The sequence below is a fragment of the Streptomyces sp. Inha503 genome (assembly GCF_047215865.1).
Lineage (GTDB): Bacteria > Actinomycetota > Actinomycetes > Streptomycetales > Streptomycetaceae > Streptomyces > Streptomyces lycopersici.
In genome coordinates, this window is record NZ_CP178360.1 from 10,796,982 (window position 1) to 10,820,199 (window position 23,218).

At 70.7% G+C, this 23,218-nt stretch carries 20 protein-coding genes; 6 read left to right on the top strand and 14 right to left on the bottom strand.

The window, feature by feature from the left end; genetic code table 11:
* Positions 1-546 carry a transposase gene (locus ACJX2R_RS45010; protein ID WP_413104799.1) on the top strand — a complete coding sequence of 182 codons (546 nt, stop codon included), beginning with the start codon at positions 1-3 and terminating at the stop codon, positions 544-546.
* A gap of 8 nt (positions 547-554) precedes the next feature.
* On the opposite strand, the gene ACJX2R_RS45015 is transcribed toward ACJX2R_RS45010, so the two are convergent.
* The gene (locus tag ACJX2R_RS45015) at positions 555-986 is read right to left on the bottom strand and encodes an ATP-binding protein (protein ID WP_413104800.1); all 432 of its coding nucleotides are present in this window, start codon (positions 984-986) and stop codon (positions 555-557) included.
* Positions 987-1,225: 239 nt separating this feature from the next.
* Between ACJX2R_RS45015 and ACJX2R_RS45020 the strand changes: the two genes are divergently transcribed.
* Together ACJX2R_RS45020 and ACJX2R_RS45025 are read left to right on the top strand one after the other, a co-directional pair.
* On the top strand, positions 1,226-2,080 hold the full coding sequence (locus ACJX2R_RS45020; RefSeq protein WP_413104801.1) for a helix-turn-helix domain-containing protein: 855 nt from the start codon (positions 1,226-1,228) through the stop codon (positions 2,078-2,080).
* Between the two features lie 14 nt (positions 2,081-2,094).
* Positions 2,095-2,313, top strand: a complete 219-nt coding sequence (locus ACJX2R_RS45025; protein WP_262697648.1) for a DUF397 domain-containing protein — start codon at positions 2,095-2,097, stop codon at positions 2,311-2,313.
* Positions 2,314-2,625: 312 nt separating this feature from the next.
* On the opposite strand, the gene ACJX2R_RS45030 is transcribed toward ACJX2R_RS45025, so the two are convergent.
* From ACJX2R_RS45030 to ACJX2R_RS45045, 4 genes are all read right to left on the bottom strand, one after another.
* Positions 2,626-2,916, bottom strand: a complete 291-nt coding sequence (locus ACJX2R_RS45030) for a hypothetical protein (protein ID WP_413104802.1) — start codon at positions 2,914-2,916, stop codon at positions 2,626-2,628.
* A 234-nt stretch (positions 2,917-3,150) separates the two neighbouring features.
* On the bottom strand, positions 3,151-3,666 hold the full coding sequence (locus tag ACJX2R_RS45035; protein WP_413104803.1) for a DinB family protein: 516 nt from the start codon (positions 3,664-3,666) through the stop codon (positions 3,151-3,153).
* A gap of 42 nt (positions 3,667-3,708) precedes the next feature.
* Positions 3,709-4,059, bottom strand: a complete 351-nt coding sequence (locus ACJX2R_RS45040; protein WP_413104804.1) for a VOC family protein — start codon at positions 4,057-4,059, stop codon at positions 3,709-3,711.
* A 19-nt stretch (positions 4,060-4,078) separates the two neighbouring features.
* Positions 4,079-4,450 (bottom strand): MerR family transcriptional regulator, encoded by a 372-nt coding sequence (locus tag ACJX2R_RS45045; RefSeq protein ID WP_413104805.1) that lies wholly within the window; start codon positions 4,448-4,450, stop codon positions 4,079-4,081.
* Positions 4,451-4,663: 213 nt separating this feature from the next.
* Here ACJX2R_RS45045 and ACJX2R_RS45050 point away from each other — a divergent pair, with 213 nt between their 5' ends.
* A complete protein-coding gene (locus ACJX2R_RS45050; protein WP_413104806.1) occupies positions 4,664-6,607 on the top strand; it encodes a sulfatase-like hydrolase/transferase in 1,944 nt (647 codons plus the stop codon).
* An 18-nt stretch (positions 6,608-6,625) separates the two neighbouring features.
* Here the strand turns inward: ACJX2R_RS45050 and ACJX2R_RS45055 are convergent, their stop codons facing one another.
* From ACJX2R_RS45055 to ACJX2R_RS45070, 4 genes are all read right to left on the bottom strand, one after another.
* Entirely contained in the window at positions 6,626-8,722 is a 2,097-nt protein-coding gene (locus ACJX2R_RS45055) for an ATP-binding protein (RefSeq protein WP_413104807.1), read from the bottom strand.
* Positions 8,719-9,414: a DUF4255 domain-containing protein gene (locus ACJX2R_RS45060; RefSeq protein ID WP_413104808.1), complete on the bottom strand. Its 696-nt coding sequence runs from the start codon at positions 9,412-9,414 to the stop codon at positions 8,719-8,721. The genes ACJX2R_RS45055 and ACJX2R_RS45060 overlap by 4 nt, the downstream gene beginning before the upstream one ends.
* Positions 9,415-9,420: 6 nt before the next feature.
* The gene (locus tag ACJX2R_RS45065) at positions 9,421-12,072 is read right to left on the bottom strand and encodes a VWA domain-containing protein (protein WP_413104809.1); all 2,652 of its coding nucleotides are present in this window, start codon (positions 12,070-12,072) and stop codon (positions 9,421-9,423) included.
* A gap of 228 nt (positions 12,073-12,300) precedes the next feature.
* Positions 12,301-12,870 (bottom strand): helix-turn-helix transcriptional regulator, encoded by a 570-nt coding sequence (locus tag ACJX2R_RS45070; protein ID WP_413106115.1) that lies wholly within the window; start codon positions 12,868-12,870, stop codon positions 12,301-12,303.
* Between the two features lie 297 nt (positions 12,871-13,167).
* Here ACJX2R_RS45070 and ACJX2R_RS45075 point away from each other — a divergent pair, with 297 nt between their 5' ends.
* The gene (locus ACJX2R_RS45075) at positions 13,168-14,541 is read left to right on the top strand and encodes a hypothetical protein (RefSeq protein ID WP_413104810.1); all 1,374 of its coding nucleotides are present in this window, start codon (positions 13,168-13,170) and stop codon (positions 14,539-14,541) included.
* An 88-nt stretch (positions 14,542-14,629) separates the two neighbouring features.
* Here ACJX2R_RS45075 and ACJX2R_RS45080 read toward each other — a convergent pair whose 3' ends face one another.
* The 4 genes from ACJX2R_RS45080 to fdh form a co-directional block, all read right to left on the bottom strand.
* The gene (locus ACJX2R_RS45080) at positions 14,630-15,424 is read right to left on the bottom strand and encodes a DUF4157 domain-containing protein (protein WP_413104811.1); all 795 of its coding nucleotides are present in this window, start codon (positions 15,422-15,424) and stop codon (positions 14,630-14,632) included.
* 172 nt (positions 15,425-15,596) lie between these two features.
* Entirely contained in the window at positions 15,597-16,646 is a 1,050-nt protein-coding gene (nrfD, locus tag ACJX2R_RS45085; RefSeq protein ID WP_413104812.1) for an NrfD/PsrC family molybdoenzyme membrane anchor subunit, read from the bottom strand.
* The gene (locus ACJX2R_RS45090; protein WP_413104813.1) at positions 16,646-17,665 is read right to left on the bottom strand and encodes a 4Fe-4S dicluster domain-containing protein; all 1,020 of its coding nucleotides are present in this window, start codon (positions 17,663-17,665) and stop codon (positions 16,646-16,648) included. Before ACJX2R_RS45090 ends, nrfD begins: the two co-directional genes overlap by 1 nt.
* The gene (gene fdh, locus ACJX2R_RS45095; RefSeq protein WP_413104814.1) at positions 17,662-20,925 is read right to left on the bottom strand and encodes a formate dehydrogenase; all 3,264 of its coding nucleotides are present in this window, start codon (positions 20,923-20,925) and stop codon (positions 17,662-17,664) included. Before fdh ends, ACJX2R_RS45090 begins: the two co-directional genes overlap by 4 nt.
* A 123-nt stretch (positions 20,926-21,048) precedes the next feature.
* Here fdh and ACJX2R_RS45100 point away from each other — a divergent pair, with 123 nt between their 5' ends.
* Positions 21,049-21,720, top strand: a complete 672-nt coding sequence (locus ACJX2R_RS45100; protein WP_413104815.1) for a DUF429 domain-containing protein — start codon at positions 21,049-21,051, stop codon at positions 21,718-21,720.
* A 112-nt stretch (positions 21,721-21,832) separates the two neighbouring features.
* On the opposite strand, the gene ACJX2R_RS45105 is transcribed toward ACJX2R_RS45100, so the two are convergent.
* The gene (locus ACJX2R_RS45105) at positions 21,833-22,990 is read right to left on the bottom strand and encodes a transglycosylase family protein (RefSeq protein ID WP_413104816.1); all 1,158 of its coding nucleotides are present in this window, start codon (positions 22,988-22,990) and stop codon (positions 21,833-21,835) included.
* Positions 22,991-23,218: the final 228 nt, after the last annotated feature.

Sequence of the window (23,218 nt, forward strand, 5' to 3'; positions counted from 1 at the left end):
ATGGATTATGGGCGGGTGCGTCGACATGAGCTCACTGACCATGAGTGGGAGTTGCTGGCCCCGCTCATACCTCAGGCTGGGACTGGCCGTCCGCGTGCGGACGACCGGCGGGTCGTCAACGGCATGGTCTACAAGATCCGCACCGGTATCACCTGGCGTGACCTGCCCGAACGGTACGGGTCCTGGAAGACCGTGTACACCCGCCTCCGCCGTTACGCGCTGGAGGGCGTGTTCACCCATGCCCTTCAGCACCAGGTACCCCGCCTCGGGCTCGGCCGACCCCGACGTCGCCCCAGCCACGTGGTGGCCGATAAGGCCTATAGCTCCCAAGGATTCCGCGCCTACCTGCGCAAACGCGGGATCGGCCACACCATCCCGGAGAAAACTGACCAGCAGCATCGCCGTAAAGGGGGCCGCCGTGGCGGTCGGCCACCCGGCTTCGACCGTGAGATCTACTGCCGCCGCAACATCGTCGAGCGGTGCTTCAATGCCCTCAAGAACTTCTGCGGCATCGCGTACGATCGGCTCCGTCTCTCCAAGATGTGACGTCGCGATTAACGTTCTACTTCGGGCGGTAGCAGTAGCTCGAACCACACGGACTTGCCGACCGCGTCTCGGGGACTCACATCCCACTTGGCTGCAAGGCTGTCCACGAGCAGCAGGCCGCGGCCGCGCTCGTCGTCGGTATCTGGTGCGCATTGCTCCGGTTGTTCCTCCGAGGCGTCGGCGACCTCCACGCGCAGGTGACTGTCGGACAGCTCGTAGCGCACCTCGATCTCTCGGCCCGGCGGGACGTGCGCGTGCTGCACCGCGTTGGTGACCAGCTCCGACAGGAGCAGTTCCGCTGTCGCCAGCATGTCGGTTGAGATCCGTTCCTCCGCCAGCTCCTGCCGGAGGCGCTGACGTGCGCGTCCAACGCTGCGTGGATGGCGTGGGAGGCGCCAATGCTCGGATGGGCTGCCGGCTGGGAGAGGGCGGGACGTCATGGCTACTCCTCATGTCGGGCGGTGGCATGCAGGTCGGAGCTGCCGGAGAGCAACCTGCGAGGCGTTCATGAGAAGCCTGTCATTGGAGTTCAATGAATGGTCTTCGTCTCGGTGTAGTTCATTCATGTGAGTGACTGCTTGCGATGGGGTCTCGAACGAACGCGTCTGGGCCGTACGCTCGGCGCGTTGATGAGCGGTTCGTCAGGTGCAGTTGCCTGGCTGGTGGAGGGAGTTCGGGGATGACCGCCACGCTGACGGGGCCTGCTGGGCGTATGCAGATCGCCCGTGGGCTGATCGCTCTGCGGGAGCGTTGTGGCCTGACACAGGCCCAGGTCGCAGAGCGCGCCGGAGTGAGCAAGGCGACGGTCAGCCGTTATGAGATGTGGCAGGACCGGGCTCGTATCCGCTGGGCCACGGTCAAAGCGCTTGCCGATGCTTGTGACGCGTCCGCTGGAGAACGCGACGCGCTCGTCAAGGTGGCCAAGTCGCAGACCGATGGCTGGTGGGTGGGCAACAGCGCTGTGCCGGAGTGGATGGATCCGCTGGTGTCCTTCGAACACGAGGCGGCGTACGAACACGTCTACGCCAACACGGTCGTCCCCGGCCTGCTCCAGACTCGCCCGTACGCCCTCGCGATCCACCAGGCACGGGAGTTGCGCAGTGCCAACGGAGAGATTGAGCGCATGGTGGACGCGCGGATGCAGAGGCAAGAAATCCTGCGCCGGGACCCGACCTTGCATCTGTGGGTGGTTCTCGATGAGGCCGTGCTCCGGCGCGACGTCGGCGGGCGGGCTGTTATGGCTGAGCAGATGGCCCATCTGCATGAGATGGCCCAGACGCCGAACGTCGACATTCAGGTCTTGCCGTTCACGGCTGGCGCCCATGCGGCGGGTACGGGTCACTTCGTGGTCTTGGGGCGAGACGATGAGCGGAACCCGCTCAACTCCATGGCCGTGGTCTATATCGAGATGCGCCGTCGTGGCCTGTATCTGGACGAGGCAGAGGACGTCCGGTCCTATAAATTGACCTTTGACTACCTTCGATCGCAGGCAGCCGACCCCTCAGCGTCTCTGCGGCTGCTGGCCAAAGTCTGACAGGAGCTGTCCCCGTGACGGAGCGTGTCCCTTCCGCTGGTCCGATAGCAGCGGTTTGGTTCAAGAGCAGCTACAGCGGTGGAGAGGGCAATGAGTGCATTGAGGTCGCGGATCTGAGGGGGAAGGTTGGGGTGCGCGACTCCAAGTCGCCTGATGTGCCCGCTCTCTCTCTTTCTGTTGATGCATGGGTCGACTTTGTGAGCAGCGTCAAGGCTGGCGGGATTGGCGGCTGAGCAGGCATGTAGTGCTCGACATGACACCGGCGAGCCGTTCTGGATCCCGGAGTCCGCACGCTCGTGCAGTTCCTCGACACGGTTGTTCCGCCTCCCCGTTCCGCCATCGCGGGCAGCACATGTGCGGCGGTGGTGGAAGTGCCCGCCCACCACGTTGACCGCCCAGGCGTTCAAGTGGCCGCGGACCGACAGTTCGCTGGGGGCGTCCGCCTGGATGATTGCGGTGTTGTAGACCACGACTTCGGGAGGGCCGAGTTCCTCGGCGGCGGTGTCGTGTTTCGGTGTCAGAGCCAAGCCCGGCTCGATCAGGGCTCAGACCGCGTCCCACTCCACCGCCTCGTACGCCGCGCTCACCCGCCCCATCAGCTCTCCGTCCACCGTGTACTCCACCTCGTCGATCCGCCGCACCGGTGCGAACCCCTGCGAGTTGGTGATCGCGCCCTCGGCCACCACGCCCTGGGGGTCGGTCAGGAGGGCCTCGTCGTGGCCGGCGCGGTGTGCGGCGGTGAGGTAGTGGCTCTGGCCGAAGCGGCCCAGGTGCTTGATGTGGGGGAGCTCGCGGACGAAGGGGACCGGCATCACGGACTTCGGTCCTGTCGGCATCGTCTGCGGGACGCACCGTGACCATCAGGGTGGCTCGCTCGTCGCCCTCGGGCCAGTAGACATACACCCGGAGCGAGACGTCGCGGACGTCGGCGGTGTCGCGGACCCGCGCGTTCCTGATCTGCATCGCCGTGAAGTGCCCATAGCTGGTGAGCGCGGGCAGCCGCAGGGTGTCCGCGGTGGCGGGCGATCCGTTGATCTCGATGTACGTCATCCGGTCACCGTGGCGGGACGTCAGTAGTAGCCCTTCTCACCGTCGATGAGTTCCCGGATGGTGTCCATATGGCCGGCGTGGCGGGCGGTTTCCTCGATCATATGGAAGAGGATCCACCGCAGGCTGGTGGAGGAGGCGTTGAAGGCGGGGTGGCGGCCGGTGTCGTCCAGGGCGTGGTCCGCGATGATCTCGTTGGACACCTGGCACTGCTGGGCGTAGTCCTTGAGGAGCTGGGCGAGCGGGATGCCCTCGACCCTCATACCGGCGTCCTCGAAGTCATCGTTGAACTGGGGGCCCTGCGCCGGGCGGCCGAGCAGGACGATTTCGAACCACAGCTGCTCCACCCAGCGCATATGGGAGACGATCCCGGCCAGGGTCATCAGGGGCGAGGTCGGGAGGAGGGAGCGGTGGGCGTCCGCCTCGGACAGGCCCTCGCATTTCCACGCGATGATGGCGCGCTGCATATCGAGCCAGCCCAGCAGCTGGGTGCGCTCATCGGCGGAGCGGTGCGGGCGGATGCGCGGTGGCGTCGTCATGAGGGGTAACGCTAGCGCGGTGCATCGACGGCACGCACTGGGCTATCGGCGGTGGCTCAGTACATTGATCACGCGGCCGTTGGGGTCGCGGACGAAGAAGCGGCGGACGCCCCACTCCTCGTCCCGCAGGGAGTGCACGATCTCGGCGCCGCTGTCGCACATCGCCGCGTAGGCCGCGTCCACGTCGTCCACCTCGACGCTCACATCGGGGACCACCGGTCCGGTTTCGTCATGGGTCAGCACGCTGATCTGGGCCGTGGGGTTGGTGGTGGAGGCGAGCGTCATGATCCAGCCCTGGTTCATCACCTCCTCGAAGCCCAGGAGGCCGTAGAACTCCCGGTTCTCGCGCATCGCTGCGGACCGGACGTTGGGTACGACACGGCGGACGGTCATCGTGGGCTCCCCGGGTGAGTCAGCTGGTGGTGTGGTTGCCGAGCACGGCGTCAAGATACTCGGAGATCGCGTCCCGGTTGCGGGTCAGACAGTCGATGCGCCGGGTCATGCGGTCCCGCTCGTTCTCCAGCGTGGCGACCATTTCCGGTGTGGCATCGGAGAAGTGGATGAGCCGCGGTTTGTCGAGGCACGGCAGGATCTGCTTGATGATGCGGGTGGGGAGCCCGGCGTCGAGCAGGCCCCTGATCTGGAGTACCCGGTCGACGAGACGCTCGTCGTACGAACGGTAGCCGTTCGCGCAGCGGTCGGGCAGGATCAAGCCCTGCTCCTCGTAGTAGCGCAGCAGCCGGCGCGGTGTGCCGGTGCGCTCCGACAGCTCTCCGATGCGCATGTGCCCCGTCCTCTCAACCCTCGCATCCTTCACATTCATGTGAAGGATTCAGCGTATCGTGGGGTGGGTGCGCTCGCGAGGGGCGAAGGCGCCGGGAAAAGTGCCAGGTGATTGAACACGGGCCCCTGGAACGCCGTACGGATAACGACGGCCCAGCCACCCGAGCCGGGTCCGCCGTGTCACCACCGGGCTTCGCAGGGAAGGACCTTCGGGTTGTCGCGCCAATCGAGCTCTCGCCAGCGGTCGGAATCGGACAAGGGAACCACGGGGGAGGGCCTGACGGAGGGCTCGTCACCGGAGGGTCCACCTGAGCGCACACCGGATGTCCCCGCCCAGGGACGGGATGACGCCGGGGAGCGGGATACGGCCGCCGCGCAGGTGGCGGACCCCGCCGCGGACGTGGATACCGGCGCGGACGCCCAGACCACCGTGACCGGCCCGCTGGTCGGCACCGCGCCCGACGTGGCCCCCATACGCAAGGGCTGGCGGGCCAAGTACCCCGTCGTGGCGCGGACGGTGGCGTGGACGGTCACGGGGCTGTCCCTCGCCTTCGTGTTCATCGCCCTCCTCCTGCCCACCAAGCTCACCCTCCTCGAACCCAGCGCCTTCATGCGCATCCCGGTGGAAGGGATCTTCGGCGCCACGCTGCTGCTCATGCTGCCGACGATGGCGCGGCGGGTGGTGGCGGTGCTCGGCGGGGCGGTCCTGGGGGCGCTGACCATCCTGAACCTCCTCGACATCGGTTTCAATGAGTTCCTCGGGCGTGGGTTCAACGTGGTGCTCGACTGGATATTGCTGGACGACGCCGAGTCGTACCTCAAGGACTCGGTCGGCGGGACGGCCGCCACCGTCGCCGTGATCGGGGTCGTGGTGCTCGCCGTCGCCCTGGTCGTCCTGATGGCGCTCGCCGTCCTGCGGGTCAGCAACGTCATGGCGCGCAACACCGCCGTGGCCACCCGTACCACCCTGGTGCTCGGCACCGTCTGGGTGATGTGCGCGGCGCTCGGGGTGCAGGTGGCCGGGGCGCCGTTCGCGTCCAGGAGCACCACCGCGCTGGTCCAGGACCGGGCGGAGCGGGTGCGCAAGACCATCAGGGACGAGCGGGAGTTCGCCAAGGTGGCCGCCGTGGACACCTACGGCGACACCCCCGGCGACCAGCTGCTGACCGGGCTGCGCGGCAAGGACATGATCTTCACCTTCATCGAGAGCTACGGCCGCTCGGCCATCGAGGACCCGGCGATCGCGCCCGGTGTCGACAAGACGCTCAAGAACGCCACCAAGCGGCTGAACAAGGCCGGGTTCGCGTCCAAGAGCGGCTGGCTCACCTCGGCCACGTACGGCGGCAGCAGCTGGCTGGGGCACTCCACCTTCCTCACCGGCCTGTGGATCGACAACCAGAACCGCTACCGCACCGTCACCGCGGGCGACCACATGTCCATCACCCGCGCCTTTCAGCGCACCGGTGCCTGGCGGACCGTGGGCATCATGCCGGGGGTGCAGAAGGCCTGGCCGGAGGGCAAGTTCTACGGCCTCGACCATGTCTACGACTCCCGCGAACTCGGCTACAAGGGACCGAAGTTCAGCTGGTCGACCATGCCCGACCAGTACGCCCTGAAGGCGTTCGAGCGCCTGGAGCACGGCAAGAAGCACGACAAGCCGCTGATGTCGCAGATCATCCTGACCTCCAGCCACCAGCCCTGGGCGCCCATCCCCAAGACGATCCCCTGGAGCCAGGTCGGCGACGGCTCGGTCTACAAGGCCATCCAGAAGGCGGGCAAGAAGCCCGCGGACGTGTTCACCGATTCCACGAAGGTGAAGACCGAGTACGGAAGGTCCATCCAGTACTCGGTCAACAGCCTCATCGACTACGTGCTGAAGTACGGCGACAAGAACACGGTGCTGGTCTTCCTCGGCGACCACCAGCCGCTCGCCCGGGTCAGCGGTGACAACGCCAGCCGGGACGTACCGGTGTCGATCGTCGCGCACGACAAGGCGGTACTGGACCGGATCTCCCACTGGAACTGGGACGACGGTCTGATGCCGGGCGCGAAGGCCCCGGTGTGGAAGATGAGCTCCTTCCGCGACCGCTTCCTGGACGCCTACGGTCCGAACCCCGGCGGGGGAACCGCCCCAGCTTCGCCGTCGGCGAAGCGATAGCTTTCGTTGGCCCGTAAGTCAGTCCGTCAGCAGCCGCGTGTACGGGCCGAACTCCGAGGCCAGGGTGAGTCGGCCCAGCTTCTGGTACTCGCGCTGCACGGCGTGGATGAGGTCGGGCATCGTCACCGGACTGCCGGATTCGGCCGCGAGATAGGCGGCGGTGACGGCCACCGACCGGATGTTGCCGCCGGCCAGCTCGAAGGACTCGGCGCAGAAGTCCAGGTCCAGATCGGTGGAGCGGGGGAGGACGGTGCCCAGGGAGCGGTCCCACAGCAGACGGCGGTGGTTGGCGTCGGGGAGGGGGAAATCGACGACGAGATCGAGTCGGCGGGTGAAGGCGTCGTCCAGGTTGGCGCGGAGGTTGGTGGCGAGTATGGCCAGGCCGTCGAACGTCTCCATGCGCTGGAGGAGATACGCGCTCTCGACGTTCGCATAGCGGTCATGCGCGTCCTTGACCTCCGAGCGCTTGCCGAAGATGGCGTCCGCCTCGTCGAAGAGCAGAACGCCGTTGATACCGGCGGCCTCCGTGAAGATGCGCTCCAGGTTCTTCTCGGTTTCGCCCACGTACTTGTCGATGACGGTGGCCAGATCGACCGTGTAGAGGTCCAGGCCCAGGTCTGCGGCGATCACCTCGGCCGACATCGTCTTGCCCGTGCCGGAGTCCCCCGCGAAGAGGGCGGTGACCCCGCGGCCCCGGCCGCCGCCCGGCCGCATGCCCCATTCGCCCAGGACCCGGTCGCGGTGGCGGGCGCGGGCGGTGAGTTCGCGGAGCTGGGCGAGGGTGCCCGGTGGAAGTACGAGGTCGGACCAGCCCACGGCCGGTTCGATCCGGCGGGCGAGACGGTCGAGCCCCGCCGCGTTCTGGGCCCGGGCCCCGGCGCGGATGTGGTCCGGGCGCAGGGTGCCGCCGTCCAGCGCGGCGCTCTGGGCGGCGCCCCGGGCGGCCCGGGTGATCTGGTCCGGGGCGAGGAGGAACGGGGCGAGGAGGTGGGTGAGGTCCAGCTCCGCGGGGACCGGGGCGCCATGGGCGGCCGACCAGAGCGCCGCCCGTGCCGTCGGTTCCACGCGCGGGGCGTGCAGCAGCAACGGCGGTCGGGAGGACCACGCCGCGTCCCAGGGGACGCGGCCGACCAGGACGACGGGGAGCGGGACGTCGGTCACCAGCCGGATGACCTCGGGCCGCTCCCGGACGAGGGCGTCGATCGGACCGCACACCAGACCGGAGGAGGTGAGCCGGGCCTCGCGGGCGAGGATCCGCACCGCCTCGGCCGGATGGGGGTCCCGCGCGAGGCGTTCGAGGTCGAGACCGAGGACGACGTGGCCCGACCGGGCGAGGGCGCGCGCCCCGAGCGCCGTGCCCGCGCCGCCCTGGTCCTCCCGGAGATAGGCCAGGGGCTCCTCGGTGGCGAGAGCACGGGCGAGCGGGGCCGGATCGCCGACGCCGGACACGTCCTGCCACGGGGCGAGCAGATCGACGATGCGCGGATCGGGTGTGTCATCGCCGAGGAGATGCGCCGTGACCCGGTCGGGGACCCGGAGCGCGCGGGCCAGGAACGGGCGGTCCGGCTCCTCGACCAGCAGCAGACCACCCGCTTGCAGCGGGGCTTGCGGGGACAGCCTGGACCGTGCGGCCGCGTCGGCGGCGGAGAGTCCGCAGAGGCCGAGGGCGAGGCCGATGGACGGCCGGCGGCGGGTGACATCGTCGTTGAGGTAGCCGTAGAACTGCTCGAAACGATCGTCCAGATCAGGGACGAGAGCGATCAGCAGGATCTCCGTATCGAGCGCGGAGAGGCCGAAGTCATGGATGAGGGAGCGCAGCCGGGTCGGGGGGCCCACCCGTGCCGCGGTGTCGGCGCGCGCCTCGGCCTCGGTCAGGAGGGTGGCATCGGCCTCGTCGGGGGCGGTGGCTTCGAGGGAGCGCCCGGAGTCGAGAAGCCGGTGGATGGTCTCGTCGCTGAGGTAGAGACCGCGGAAGGCGTCGTCGGGGTTGGGGTCGGTGAGCTGACGGGCGTGGACGGCGCGCCGTACCCGCTGTTCGACGAGAATGGCGCGGTCGAGGAGGTGGCGCAGGCTCGGGTCCGGTACCTCGGTCTCCGGGTCCGTCGTGCTCGTCATTCGGCTCGCTCTTCCGCCACGCGGGAGGCGATACCGGTGCGGCGGGTGCCGTACAGCGGCAGGTTGGCGCCACCCGGCATCGGCTGGGTGGGTGCCGGGGGCCCGGGGGCTTCCGTCGAGGAGTCGGAGAAGCCCAGGCGCACCCCCTCCTCGCCCACCTGCGGACCCGCCGGATAGACGGGCGATTCGGTGACCGGCACGCTCACCACCAGGTCGAGCGAGGGCTTGAGTTCGCCCCCGAGCGCGCTCCACACATCGGCGAACGACCGGTCCTCGGGGGGCGGGAGCGCGACCGTCATGGGTACGGACACGCCGAGTTCGGCGAGCGTACCGGTGAGCCGTTCGGCGGGCAGGGCCTCGTACCGCAGCAGACAGGACAGCAACGAGGACAGCAGCCGGTGCTCGTCCTCGGGGCGCTTGGTCCACGCGGTGATGAGGTACGAGAGCTTGAAGTAGCGGGGCGGGCGGCGCCGGGCCACGATGGTGCCCTGCTCGTCGTACTCATTGAGCAGACCGCGTTCCCGGAGCCGCATGTCCTCGCGGATGTCGTACAGATAGAGATTGACGGTGGGGGCGTTGACCTTGGCGGCCCAGTCACGGGTGGGGGCGTCGAAGACCACGGCCACCTGGCCGCCCGTCAGGGCGTCGCTCCGGAACATGGCGCGCAGCGCCTCGTCGACCTCGTGGATCACGGAGTCTCACCCCCGGCCGGCGAAGTCGGGCGGTTGCAGATTGCGCCGTACGACGAGCACGGGCTTCTCCAGCCGCTCCAGTCCCCGCACCGTGGCGCGGAGCTCGCGGGGGCCGAGCCGGTCCTTGCGCAGCACCAGAACCTGGGCCTCGAAGGTGCCGCCACGACCCACCCGTACGGTCGACCGGGCCGCGGTGACGCCCGGCCGCCAGCTGAGTGCGACCGTGGCGCCGGGCGGGAAGTCCTCGCCGCGGGCGACCGCCACATCGCCGGGGCGGGCGACCTTGGGAGTGACGGTCAGCTTGGGCTGAAGGACACGGACGCGGGCCGTGTCCGTGTTGTCGGCACGATGGGGATCGCGGGGCGAACCGCTGACGGAGACCTTCAGCCCACCGCTGATCGCCGTGCGGTAGACGGCCGTCTGGGTCACCGTGATCCGTCCGCCCGGCGCGATGGCGCACGGGGCGGCACGGGTGCACCGCGACACCTTGGAGAGGTCGCGGTCGCCCGCGTCCCCGGTGCGGGGCCAGGCGGTGGTGACCACGACGTTCCTGGCCGCCTTGGGGCCGGAGTTGGTGAGGGTGAGGCGCGCGCCGGTCCGCAGCCCGGTGTAGGCGGGGGTGGGGCCGACGGTCGTGGTGACGGCGAGATCCGCCTCGTCCGGTACGGGGGCCGGGCGCACGGTGAAGGTCGCCGTATCGGTACCGGTGTTGCCTGAGGAGTCGGTGGCGGTGCAGCTGACCCGGGTCCGGCCGACGGGGAAGCGCGATCCGGGGGCCGGGGCGCAGCTGACGGGCAGTTCGCCGTCGACCGCGTCCCGGGCGGTGGCGGTGAAGTCGACCTTGGTGCCGTTGTCGTCGGTGGCCTCGATGGTGCGGTCGTCCACGGTGACGACGGGGGCGGTCACATCGTTGACGGTGATGCTGATGTGCTGCTGGTAGTCCTCGGGGGCGGGCTCGTCGCCACCGTCTCCGCCGCCGGGGCCGCCGTTCTGGCCTCCGTTCTGCTGGCCCCCGTTTTGATTTCCGCCGTTCTGGTCCCCGCCGTTCTGCTCGCCGCCGACCTGGCCGCCGTTCTGGTCGCCCCCGTTCTGTCCGCCGTTCTGCTGGCCACCGCCGTTCTGACCGCCGTTCTCGCCGCCGCTCCCACTGGTGGCTCCGCCGAGCAGTCCGCCGATGGCACCGGCGTTCTGACCGCCGTCGGCTCCGCCGACCACCCCGCCGATGACCCCGGCCACGGAACCGCCGTCCGAGCCGTTGCCCCCGGCACCGGAACCGCCGTTCGCCTCTCCGCCGCAGCCGTCGCCGGAGCCTCCGATGAGCCCGCCCAGCACTCCGGCGATCACGCCGCCGTCGCCTCCGCTGTCCGAGCCTCCGGCACCGCCCACGGCCAGGCCCGCGATCGAACCGCCGCCGCAGCCGTCGGATCCGCTCGACACCCCACCGGCCGCGCCGCCGATGAGTCCGCCGTTCCCGCCACCGTCGGTGCCGCCCACGGCACCCCCGATGGCCCCGGCGATGGATCCGCCTGTGCCGTCGGAATTCGTGCCGGAGTCCGTGCCGGAATCGGTGTCGGAGCTCGTGCCGGAGCCGGGGTTATCGGTCTGACCGCGGAACTCCCGGGCGGGTACCACATCGTCCGGCATTTGCCCGCTCGGCGGCTTGCCGTCGAGCAGGAATTGCACACCGCAGTGGACCGTGGCCCCCTGCGGCGCGTCGTCCGCCACCGTGATGGTTTCGGTGAACGTGGCCACCTCCCCGCTGGTCACCTGCCGGGTGGCGGGATCCAGAGTGACCGAGAGGGCGGGGTCGCAGCCGAAGGTCTGATGGCTGACTGTGGTGGGCAGATTGGTCAGCCCCTCCGCCACCGTGGTGGCCACCTCGCCGGCGTCGATGTTCCCGAAGAGCTTGCCGCCCGTGGCCCGGACGACCTTGGTGGCCTGATCGGGATCGTGGGTCGGCTCCTGGTTCTGGCCCGGGCCGTTGCCGTTGTCGCCGTTGCCGTTCAGGCCGTCGCCGAGTTCGGTCGCCACGTCCACGGCGAGAACGCGGACACCCGCGTCCTTGAGCGCGTTGATGCCATCGGTGAGCGAATGTCCCTTGCTGGGGTCGTGGCTGGAGGCGTCACCGACGAGGACGACGACGGGGCTCGCGCCCTCCCGGAAGGTTCCACTCGCCCCGTTGGAGATCTGCCACAGAGCGTTGATCCAGTCCTCGGCGGGCCCGGGGCTGTACGAGCCGCGGTCGTCGGTGAGCTGATCGACACCCCTCCGTACGGCGTCGAGGTCGTCCGTCAGCGGCTGGAGAGTCGTGAACACCCTTTCGCCGTCCACCTGTTGATCGCCGTACGTGGCGACGGCGAAGCGGGAGTCGGGCTGCTGTTCGCGCACCCTGGTGGTGATCTGCTCCAGGTTGGCCTGGACGTTGTCGATGGTGGGCTGCATGCTGCCCGTGCCGTCGACCAGCAGCACCACGTCCGGCCGGGGCGGGACCACGGGCGTGCGCACCTTCTTGTCCACGGTCAACGCGTCACCCGGGTCGAGCGGCTCGTCCACCACGGCCGGGGTGACCGCCGGGCCCTGGGCGGCCGCGCGCTTGCCCGCGGCCGCGCCCGGTACGACGCTGATCACCAGAAGCAGAACGGCGGTCAGCGTGCCCACGCGGAAGGCGCGAGCACGCGCCTCGCCAGGCGCACCGGCCAGCGGTCGGAAGTATCGGAACCCCCGAGCAGAACGCACAGAACGCACATGCACAGAACGCTCAGAACGCACAGAACACCCCACTCGAGATCGGCGCGCCGGGCTCCACGATCGCGGTTCATCGGGGAGCGGCGCACCGGGGTGCGAGCCAGCCCTTGGGGAAGGGCCGGCTGCCCCTTGAGGCAATGCTCAAATCAATCCCTGTCGGAGCGCGTATGCCACGGCATGGGAGCGGTTACGGAGATTCAGCCGCGTCATGACGGCGTGCAGAACGTTTTTGATGGTGCGTTCGGAGTAGGAGAGTTTCATCGCGATATCCGCGGTGTCATAGCCCTCGGCGACCAGCCGCAGCACTTCGATCTCCCGGGCGGCCAGACCGGTGAAATTGAGCCCGTTCGGCGCCAGCACCTGACCCTGGAGCCGGCCCACCTGCTCGAGCAGGCTGCCCAGCAGATCCGGGGGGACCCGGCCCTCGCCCTTCGCCACCGCGCCGATCACCTGGACCAACCGCTCCGGCGTCGCCTCGGCGCGGCGGACGACGCCGACGAAGCCGCACTCGGCGGCGTTGACCAGTTGCTGTTCGTCGATATGCGTGGTGACCAGCACCCCCCGTGCGGCACTGGTCCGCTGAATCTGGCGTAACACGCGTAGAGCTCCGTCATCGAGAACGTCCAGGACGACGACCACCACCTGTGGCGCGTCCGGTTCGTCCGAGTCGATGACCTTGATCTCGGGTCGGGTGCGCAGTTGGCTGGCCACTCCGGCCTGTGACACCGGGTCTTGGGCGCGCAGCGCCACCGTAACGCGATCTCCCGTCTTGTGGTGCACGTCGCTCTCTCCCCTCGGGCGACTGAGGGAGGGGCCTGAAGAATGCACATGTTGTGTCCATGTCATCCACACATTTCATTCACGCTCGCCTCCCCGTAACGGGAAACCACAGTAAACCCCCTAGTTCCCCAAGGGAATTGCGCGTGGCTCACCGGGCACCGCAATTGCCCGAAAGTGTGACTGTGCGGCCGCTGCCGACGCCGTGGACCGGAGAATACGGTGCGCGGCATGAGTGTTTCGGCGAGCCTGGACGAGTCCTCCGTCGTCGTCGAGCCCGGCGGTGAGGCCGAACTCCCCGTACAGGTGCTCAATTCGGGAACCACCGTGGAGGAGTGCCGATTCGAGGTGGTCGGGCCCTGTGCCGCCTGGACCACCGTGGAACCGGAGACCCTGTCGCTCTACCCGGGCGCGACGGGCACCGCCACCTTGACGCTGCGTCCGCCCCGCAGCCCCGGGACGGTTCCCGGGGAGATACCGCTCGGGCTGCGGGTGGTGCCGACCAGCGAACACAGCGAGACCACCATCCTCGAACGCGGTGTGACGGTGCTGCCGTTCACCGAGGTCACCTCGGAACTGGTGCCCCGCGGCTCCAACAGCGCCTGGCGCGGCCGTCACAAGGTGGCGGTGGACAACCGCGGCAACACACCCCTCACGGTGGGGCTCGGCGCACGCGGGGCCACCGAACGTGCCAAGACGGCCCTCCAGCCCGCCGAGCTGACCGTCCCGCCCGGCGAGGCCAAGTTCGCCACGCTCACGGTCCGCCCCGCCCAGCGGCTGTGGCGCGGCACCCCGATCACCCATCCGTTCCAGGCGGTGGTGACACCGCGGCTGGGCGATGGCCAGGACCCGTACGAGCCGGTGGTCCTGGACGGCTCCTACGAGCAGCAGGCCATCCTGCCCCGCTGGCTGCCCCGGGCCCTCGCCGCCGCCGTCCTGGTGGCCGCGCTCCTGGTCGGCTTCTGGTACGCGCTGCTGCGCCCCACCGTACGGTCGGCCGCCCGGGAGGCGATCACCCCGCAGGCGGTCGAATCCGCCGCGAAACAAGGGGACAAGGAGAGCGGCGGCGGTCAGGACGGGAAGCAGGACGGCCGACAGGGAGCGTCGGGCGGCGGCGGTCAGGACGGGGGCCAGGACGGAGGCCAGGACGGGGGATCGGCCGGCCCCGGCGGCGACAAGTCCCGTGACCCGTCGGACGGTTCGAGCGCCGGACCGGGTGAGCCGGGCGGGCCCGCGGCCCCGACCAGCGCGCGGGTGCAGGTGCGCGACGCGGTGGGCGGCGGGGCCGCCGAGCGCACCGCGTACACGGTCCCCAAGGGGAAGAGCTTCGAGCTCACCGACATCGTGGTGCAGAATCCGCAGGGCGACGCGGGGACGCTGATCATCTCCAGCGATGACGGACAGCTGCTCAATCTGGCGCTGGAGAACTTCCGCGACTCCGACTACCACTTCGTGACCCCCATCCAGGTGGCGGCCAAGGGCAAGGTCACGATCTCGGTGAGCTGCCGTGAGGTGGGGCGGCCGGTGAAGGCGCCGGCGCCGTCCCAGTGCTCGGAGTCGCTGTTCCTGGGCGGCAAGATCTCGGCGGCGAAGGCCGACGACTGACCATCTGGCCAGGCCGACGACTGGCCGTCCGGCCCGGGGCGGGCCCACCCGTCGGACAAGTGCTTCCGTTCGGGGCCGGGCTACCCCGCTACCCCTCGGGCGGGGTCTCCTCCTCTTCCTCCGCTCCGTCCTTGGCGGCCCGCTGGACGAAGGCCCCCTGGACGTCCGCCGGCTGCTCGTCCTCGTCCGCCTCCTGGCGCTGTACGCCCGGGGCCGCGGTGGAGGGCGTGGCGGACTCGGGGGCGGTCGCCGGAGCCGGGGCGGGGGACGGCTCCGCCATCACCCGCTCGGCGTTGGCCGACGCCTCCCGCTCGAAGCGGTCGGACGGATCGCTCACCCGGATTCCGCCCGGGGCCTCCGTACCGTCGACCGGGCCGCTGCGCTGCTGGATGACATGGGTCAGCTCATGGGCGAGCGTGGTGCGGCCCTGATGCGAGGCCGGGTCGTAGCTGTCGCGCTGGAAGACCAGGTTGTTGCCGACCGTGTAGGCGTGGGCGCCGACCTCCTTCGCCGACTCGTGCGCCGCGGAGCCGGTGTGCACCCGCACATCCCCGAAGTCGGCGCCGAGCCGGGTCTCCATGTCGCCGCGGGTGTCGGTGTCCAGGGGCTCCCCGCCGCCGGACGAGACGACGTCATGGACGCTCGACCGCCGCTCGCCCTCCTCGCCGTGTTCGGCGTCCCGCTGGAGCGCCGCGCCGACTGCCGAGTTGCCGACCGTGCGCTGCAAGGTGTTCATCCCGGACGGTCCGAGCACCTCCGTACGGCCCGTGGCGGCGGCCCGCAGCAGATGCGGAAACTCCGCCCGCTCATGAGGGCCCGTCCGCTTCGACGAGGCGAGGGTTTCATCGTGCTCATGTCCGTGGTCATGCTCTTGTGCGCGCATCTGCCGCTCCCCGGGGACTGCCTCCCCGCACCGGATGTCCGCCTCCAGCCAGCGTCGCGGGGCGGGCGCCGCCCCGTCCAGACCCCGGTCCACCGGGAGAGGGCAGTGCGGACTGCCCTTTCGGGCAACGCCGTACGACCACGTCCGATGGCGGCCGTACGGCGCTCCCGGGTCAGTCGTCCTCCGACCGCTCCCGCCGCGCGTCGAGCCGTTCCCGCTGCGGCAGGACCGTGTACTTCGGGTCCTCCGCCGACCGCATCCCGGCGTGGAACACCCCGAAACGGGTGCACGCGGAGGCCGCCAGCAGGGCGGCGCCGCCGAGGGCCGCGGCGGGGCGGCCGCGGCGGCCGAGGAGGGCGCCGCCGAGCGCGCCCGCCACCGAAAGCGCCTCGGCGGCGCGCATCAGCTTGCCCGCCCGGCCCTCGCGGTAGGTCTCGGCGACCACCCCGAGCCGCCGTTCCATGGCCTTGACGGCGGCGGTCTCCACCGCCGTGCCGAGCAGTGCCACCCCCCGCGCCGGGGCGTTCTCGGCGACCGGCGAGGCGAGCAGGGCCATACCGCCCGCGGCCATGGCGGCGGAGCCGACGAAGAGATACGGCAGTTCGCGATAGCCGTCGTGCCATGCGGGGACGGCCGTGTCGGCGGCCAGCACCGCCGTGTACGAGGCCACCGCCGGGCCCAGCAGCGCCGCGCCCACCGTGGCCGCCCGGCCGGTGCGCGGCAGCCGTCCGGCCAGGTCCGAGGCGGCGGCCGCCCCGGCCATCGGGCCGTAGGCCGCCAGCACCCATGAGCCGACGCTCATCGGCGAGGTGGGCTTGAAGACCCGCAGCATATTGGCGAACCGCCCGGGGCGCCCGAGGTCGTGGATCAGGGCGGCGGTGGAGCCGGTCAGGGCGGCGAGCGAGGACACCTTGAGCGCGCGGGCCATGGCCGGACGGCCGGTCAGTTCGGCACCCGCCGCGAGCACCGACCCGGCGCCCGCGAGCCCGCCGAGGAAGAAGTAGCCCGCGATGTCCCGGGGGCGCCAGGTGGGCGGATTGAGCACCGGCCGCCCGTAGTAGGAGGTGAACTCCGCCCGGGGGACAATCGACCGCTCGCCCCCGCGGCCCTTCCCACCCTTGCGGCCGGGCCGCTCGCCGTCCCCCATCCCCTTGCCGACCTGCGCGTCCCGGCCCGGCCGGGCGCCGCGGATGCCGTCACGGGTGACGTCCGACTCGCTCATCAGCGCCTCCTTCCGGTACGGCGCCCGCTCACGCCGGCCTGGGCCGCGAACACTGCGGCCACGCCACCGAGCAGGGTCAGTGCCGCGGCACCCGCGTGCCGCCACATCGAGGGCAGGTCGCGGGTGGTGACGACCGGGTCCGGCGGCAGCCCGTACACCTCCGGCTCGTCCAGCAGCAGGAAGAAGGCGCCGTCACCGCCGACGCCGTCCTCCGGGTCGTGTCCGTACAGCCGCGCGTCCTCGACCCCCACCCGGTGCAGCTCCTCGACCCGGGCGGCGGCGCGCTCGCGCAGCTCGTCCAGGGGGCCGAACTGGATGGAGTCGGTGGGGCACGCCTTGGCACAAGCGGGTTCCTGCCCTGCGCCCAGCCGGTCGTAGCACAGGGTGCACTTGTGGGCCCCGCCGTCCTCGGGCCGTACGTCGATGACCCCGTACGGACAGGCGGGCACGCAGTAGCCGCAGCCGTTGCAGACGTCGTCCTGGACCACCACGGTGCCGAACTCGGTGCGGAACAGCGCACCGGTCGGGCACACGTCCAGGCACGCGGCGTGGGTGCAGTGCTTGCACACGTCCGAGGACATCAGCCACCGCAGCCCGTGCTGCCCGCCGTCGGACGGGGACGCCGGGGAGGTGGGGGTGATCGCCGCCTCCTCGACCGGGGTCCCGGAGCCCCGCGCCGCGAGGGCCAGCACATCGACGTCGCCGTGGTCGACGCCCGTCTCGGCCCGGCCCAGCGGCTTGTCCTGCTCGATGAAGGCCACATGGCGCCAGGTGGAGGCGGAGAGACCCTGGGTGTTGTCGAAGGACATGCCGGTGAAGTCCAGCCCGTCCTCCGGGACGGCGTTCCACTCCTTGCACGCCACCTCGCACGCCTTGCAGCCGATGCACACCGAGGTGTCGGTGAAGAAGCCGACCCGGGGCGGATGGTCCTGGTGCCCGGCGTCCCCGGCGACATCCGGTTCGGTTCCGGCGAGCAGATTGCGGCCGATCAGCGATGAGCGTTTCGAGGTGTCGGTCATCCCCGCACCTCCGTTCCGGTCCGTACCGTGATGCCGGCGCGCCGCCGGTACTCTTCGAGCAGGGCCGTCAGCTCCGGGCCGCGGGGGCGGCGGCCGGGACGGATGTCGGCGCTCATCGCCTTCACCTCCTGGATGTGGACATTCGGGTCGAGGGCGATGGCGGACAGTTCATTGGCGGCGTCCCCGCGGGTGTAGCCGTTGGGACCCCAGTGGTACGGCAGCCCGATCTGGTGCACCGTGCGGCCCCCGGCCTTGATGGGGGACATCCGCTCGGTGACCATCACCCGGGCCTCGATCACCCCGCGCGCGCTGACCAGCGTCGCCCAGCCGGTGTGCTCCAGATGCCGCTCACGCGCCAGCTCGGGGGAGACCTCGCAGAAGAACTCCGGCTGGAGCTCGGCCAGATACGGCGTCCAGCGGCTCATCCCGCCCGCCGTGAAGTGCTCGGTGAGCCGATAGGTGGTGATCATGTACGGGAACACCTCGCTGCCCGGCTCGCCCCCGCTGGGGTGGAAGGCGTTGTGCACATCGGAGATCACCTCGCGGACCGGGTTGCGCTGCTGCTCCGAGTAGAGGGGGTTGCGCACCGGCGAGTCCTGCGGCTCGTAGTGCGTCGGCATCGGACCGTCCACCAGCCCGGCCGGGGCGTACAGCCACCCCTTGCCGTCGGCCTGCATGATGAACGGATCCACTCCGCTGAGCGCGTCCGGGCCCCGGGCGTCCTCGGGCGGCCGGTAGGACGGCGCCCGGTCGGGGATGAAGTCCGGGATGTCATGGCCGGTCCACCGCTCCCGCTCCTCGTCCCACCACACCAGCGCCTTGCGCTCGCTCCACGGCCTGCCTCCGGGGTCGGCCGAGGCGCGGTTGTAGAGGATGCGGCGGTTGGCCGGCCAGGCCCAGGCCCATTCGGCGGCGACCCAGTCCTGCTCGGTGTGCGGTTTGCGGCGGGCGGCCTGGTTGACGCCGTCGGCGTACACCCCGCAGTAGATCCAGCAGCCGCAGGAGGTGGAGCCGTCGTCCTTCAGCTGGGTGTACGCGCTGAGCGGCTCGCCGCGCGCGTCCTGGCCGTTGATCTCGGCCAGGACCGCCTCGGCGCTGGGCTCGTCCAGCGGCCCCTCGGTGGGATAGGACCAGGCCAGATCCTGGACGGCGCGGTCCATCGGGTCGGTGGAGTCCTTCAGCCGCTCCTTGATCCGCCGCCCCAGGTGGTACATGAACCACAGATCGCTGCGCGCCTCGCCGTCCGGCTCCTTGGCGGCGAAATGCCACTGGAGCATCCGGTTGGTGTTGGTGAAGGAGCCGGACTTCTCGATGTGGGCGGCGGCGGGGAAGAAGAACACCTCGGTGGCGATGTCCTCGGTGCGCAGCTCGCCGGTCTCGATCTCCGGGCCGTCCTTCCACCAGGTGGCGGACTCGATGAGGGAGAAGTCCCGGACGACGAGCCAGTCCAGGTTGGCCATGCCCAGGCGCTGCATCTTGGTGTTGGCCGAGCCCACGGCGGGGTTCTCACCCATCAGGAAGTAGCCCTTGCAGACTCCGTCCAGCATCTCCTTGACCGTGTGGTAGGTGCTGTGGGAGCCGGTCAGCCGGGGCAGATGGCCGAAGCAGTAGTCGTTGTCGGCGTGCGCGGCGTCGCCGTAGTACGCCTTGAGCAGGCTGACGACATAGGAGCGCATCTCGCCCCAGAAGCCCTTCTCGGTCTTCACGGCCCCGACGAAGGTGTCCAGGTCCTCGTGGGCGTGGGCGTGCGGCATCGGGATGTAGCCGGGGAGCACGTTGAACAGGGTGGGGATGTCGCTGGAGCCCTGGATGCTGGCGTGGCCGCGCAGCGCCTGGATGCCGCCGCCGGGACGGCCGATGTTGCCGAGCAGCAGCTGGAGGATGCTGGCGGTGCGGATGTACTGGGCGCCCACGGTGTGCTGGGTCCAGCCGACGGCGTACACGAACTCCGAGGTGCGGTCCGGGCCGGAGTTCTCCACCAGCGCGCGGCACACCTCCAGGAAGGTGTCCTGGGGAATTCCGCAGGTCGTCTCGACCATCTCGGGTGTGTAGCGGGAGAAGTGGCGCTTGAGGATCTGATAGACGCAGCGCGGATGGCGCAGGGTCCGGTCGGTGGGGACCTTCGCGGAGGTGGGCGCGCCGCCGGAGCCGTGGGATTCGGAGGAGGCGGCGGTCGCCAGGGACGCGCCACGCCGGGTGCGGTCCTCGTACAGCTCGTCGGGCGCGCCCTGCGGCGCCTGGACCTCGGCGCCCTCGTAGGCCCACGTGGAGATGTCGTAGTGGCCGGTCTCCTCGTCGAGACCGGAGAAGATCCCGGCCAGGTCCTCGGTGTCCTCGAACTCCTCGCCGACGATGCTGGCCGCGTTGGTGTACTCCAGGACGTAGTCGCGGAAGTCGTGGCCACCGGTCAGGACGTGGTTGATGATGCCGCCGAGGAAGGCGATGTCGGTGCCGGCCCGGATCGGTACGTACAGATCGGCCAGCGCGCTGGTGCGGCTGAAACGCGGATCGACATGGATGACCTTCGCACCGCGAGCCTTCGCCTCCATCACCCACTGGAAGCCCACGGGATGGGCCTCGGCGAAGTTGGAGCCCTCGATCACGATGCAGTCCGCGTTTTGCAGATCCTGTAGGAAGGTGGTGGCGCCACCACGGCCGAAGGAGGTGCCGAGCCCGGCCACGGTCGAGGAGTGGCAGACCCGGGCCTGGTTCTCCACCTGGATCACCCCGAGCCCGGTCAGCAACTTCTTGATGAGGTAGTTCTCCTCGTTGTCCAGGGTGGCGCCGCCGAGGCTGGCGATGCCCATGGTGCGGTTGACGCCGACCCCGTCCCGTTCCCACTGCCAGCCCTCGCGGCGGGTCCGGATCACCCGTTCGACGACCATGTCCATCGCGGTGTCCAGGTCCAGCCGCTCCCAGTCGGTGCCGTACGGGCGGCGGTACAGCACCTCGTGGCGCCGGGACTCGCCGGTGGTCAGCTGGAGGGACGCGGAACCCTTGGGGCACAGCCTGCCGCGGCTGACCGGTGAGTCGGGGTCGCCCTCGATCTGCACCACCCGGTCGTCCTTCACATAGACGTTCTGGGCGCACCCCACCGCGCAGTAGGGGCACACCGACTTGACCACCTTGTCGGCCGTGACGGTGCGGGGGCGCTGCTCACGGGTGGCGGCCGAGGTGGCGGCGGCGCCGCGGCCGAGCGGGTCGCCTCCGGTCAGCTGGCGGTAGACAGGCCAATCCTGGATCCATGTACGTACGCCCATCGCCGTCCTTTCCTGCCGTTCGGCCCCGCACCGGCTCATCCGCGTGGTCGGATACGGCGCATGGGTTCCCGTCGCGATGTTTTTCACACTCAGCCCGCACCCGGATGCGCCGAATCGCCCGTCGTGGGGGTGGACGCCTGCCGCACCGGCTGGGTGGCCGTGACCCTGGACGAGGAGGGCCGCGTCGCGGGGGCCGACACCGCCGGGGTGCTGAGCGAACTGCTCGGCCGGGTTCCGGACGCCGCCGTGGTGGCGGTCGACATGCCGCTGGGGCTGCTGGCGGGGGGATGGCGCGAGGCGGACCTCCTGGCCACCGCGATGGTGGCCCCGCACCGCTCCCGGGTCTTCCCCGTACCACCGCGCGAGGTCTGGGAGGCGGACGGCTACGACGAGGCCAACGAGGTCTGCCGACGGGTGGCCAAGAAGGGGCTGAGCCGCCAGTCGTGGGGCCTGGCCGCGAAGCTGCGCGAGGCGAACGCCTGCCGCGACGGGGGCGACCACCGGCTGTACGAGGTCCATCCCGAGGTCTCCTTCGCCGCCCTCGGCGAGGGGCGGCCGGTGCCCTGGAGCAAGAAGAGCTGGAACGGCCAGGCCGTGCGCCGCCGGCTGCTGGAGGACCAGGGCATCGTCCTGCCCGACGACCTCGGACCGGCCGGGCGGGTGCCGCCCGACGACGTCCTGGACGCCGCGGCGGCGGCCTGGAGCGCGCGGCGCATCGCGCTCCGGGCCGCCCGGAGCCTTCCCGATCCGCCTCAGACGACGGAGACCGGGCTGCCCGTCGCGATCTGGTACTGACCGGTCCCCGCGCGGATGGCGGGAGGCCGCCCGAGCCGTGCCTCGGGCGGCCTCCCCTTCCCCCACCCCTCGGAGATGGACCGTGCGGACGCCATGCGTCCGGTGTGCGGTGTCAGACGCTGACGCCGTGGGAGCGCAGATAGGCCAGCGGGTCGATGTCGGATCCGTAGCGCGGGCCGGTGCGGACCTCGAAGTGGAGATGCGGCCCGGTGGCGTTCCCGGTGCTGCCGGACCGGGCGATCCGGTGGCCCGCCTCGACCGACTGCCCGGTGCGTACCGTCAGCGCCGACAGATGCGCGTAGTGGGTGTAGAGCCCGTCGGCGTGGCGGATGATTACCTGGTAGCCGAAGGCGCCGCCCCACCCGGCCGCCACCACGGTGCCCGGGGCGGCCGCGCGCACGGAGGTGCCGGTGGGCACCGCGAAGTCCACGCCGGTGTGATGGCCGCTCGCCCACCGCGGGCCGCGGGTGCCGTACCCCGCGCTGACCGGCCCACCGACCGGGGCCATGTGCGGGCGGGCCGCCGTCTTGCGGACCACCGTGTGGCTCGAGACCGTCGAGGCGCGGTGGCGGGGCGCCGCCTTGTGCGGATGCCGGGAGCCCGCGGGCAGGGTCAGCCGCTGCCCCGGGTGGATCAGATCCGGGTTCGGGCCGACGGTCTGGCGGTTGGCGTGGTACAGCGCCTTCCAGCCGCCCCTGACCGACGCGCGTGTGGCGATGCGGGACAGCGTGTCGCCGCGGACGACCGCGTAGGAGCCGGACGCCGCCGCGCGCCGGGCGGTGTGCTGCCGGGCCCGGGACTTCGCGGCCGACTTGGCCGACTTCTTGGGCTTGGCCGGGTGCTGGGCGCGGGGCTGGGCGTTCTGGCTCGTCACTCCGGCGGGTGGACCGGACCGGGTCAGCCGGCTGCGGACGGAGCACACCGGCCATGCGCCGGGGCCCTGTTTGCGCAGCACCGCCTCCGCCACGGTGATCTGCTGGGCCTTGGAGGCCAGATCGGCCCGCGCGGCGTAGGCGGTGCCGCCGAACGCCGCCCAGGTGTGCTGGGAGAACTGTAGTCCGCCGTAGTAGCCGTTGCCGGTGTTGATGTGCCAGTTGCCCCCGCTCTCGCACTTGGCGACCCGGTTCCAGGTGTCGACCGAGGCCGCGTGGGCGGCGCCGGTGCCGAGGAGCGGCAGGACGATGCCGACACCGCCCGCGGTGAGCGCCGCGCACAGCGGCGAGACCCGGCTGGGCGATGCGGGGCGTCGGTGACTTCCTCGTACGGCCATGAGGCTGGTTCCTCTCCACAACGGCTCTCGACGTCGCCCTCCGGAGGACCCGGCGGGCTGTACGAGTACCGCAGCCCGGCCCCGCCGGTCACAAGGCGCAGGGGGCCTCATGGACCGCCGCGCGCCGCCCGGTGCGACCCCGGAATCGGCTGACGCCCCCTCAGCTGTGCGGTGGGAGGCGCATGGAGGGCCGGGGGCGCACGGTCGCCGGCGGGACGGGAGCGGCGG

Bases quoted from the DNA above. Each gene is read 5' to 3' on its own strand.
- ACJX2R_RS45045 (WP_413104805.1), bottom strand. From the start codon at position 4,450: ATGCGCATCGGAGAGCTGTCGGAGCGCACCGGCACACCGCGCCGGCTG.
- ACJX2R_RS45080 (WP_413104811.1), bottom strand. From the start codon at position 15,424: ATGCGCGCACAAGAGCATGACCACGGACATGAGCACGATGAAACCCTC.
- nrfD (WP_413104812.1), bottom strand. From the start codon at position 16,646: ATGAGCGAGTCGGACGTCACCCGTGACGGCATCCGCGGCGCCCGGCCG.
- fdh (WP_413104814.1), bottom strand. From the start codon at position 20,925: ATGGGCGTACGTACATGGATCCAGGATTGGCCTGTCTACCGCCAGCTG.
- ACJX2R_RS45105 (WP_413104816.1), bottom strand. From the start codon at position 22,990: ATGGCCGTACGAGGAAGTCACCGACGCCCCGCATCGCCCAGCCGGGTC.
- ACJX2R_RS45015 (WP_413104800.1), bottom strand. From the start codon at position 986: ATGACGTCCCGCCCTCTCCCAGCCGGCAGCCCATCCGAGCATTGGCGC.
- ACJX2R_RS45040 (WP_413104804.1), bottom strand. From the start codon at position 4,059: ATGACCGTCCGCCGTGTCGTACCCAACGTCCGGTCCGCAGCGATGCGC.
- ACJX2R_RS45055 (WP_413104807.1), bottom strand. From the start codon at position 8,722: ATGACGAGCACGACGGACCCGGAGACCGAGGTACCGGACCCGAGCCTG.
- ACJX2R_RS45075 (WP_413104810.1), top strand. From the start codon at position 13,168: ATGAGTGTTTCGGCGAGCCTGGACGAGTCCTCCGTCGTCGTCGAGCCC.
- ACJX2R_RS45090 (WP_413104813.1), bottom strand. From the start codon at position 17,665: ATGACCGACACCTCGAAACGCTCATCGCTGATCGGCCGCAATCTGCTC.
- ACJX2R_RS45030 (WP_413104802.1), bottom strand. From the start codon at position 2,916: ATGCCGACAGGACCGAAGTCCGTGATGCCGGTCCCCTTCGTCCGCGAG.
- ACJX2R_RS45035 (WP_413104803.1), bottom strand. From the start codon at position 3,666: ATGACGACGCCACCGCGCATCCGCCCGCACCGCTCCGCCGATGAGCGC.
- ACJX2R_RS45020 (WP_413104801.1), top strand. From the start codon at position 1,226: ATGACCGCCACGCTGACGGGGCCTGCTGGGCGTATGCAGATCGCCCGT.
- ACJX2R_RS45010 (WP_413104799.1), top strand. From the start codon at position 1: ATGGATTATGGGCGGGTGCGTCGACATGAGCTCACTGACCATGAGTGG.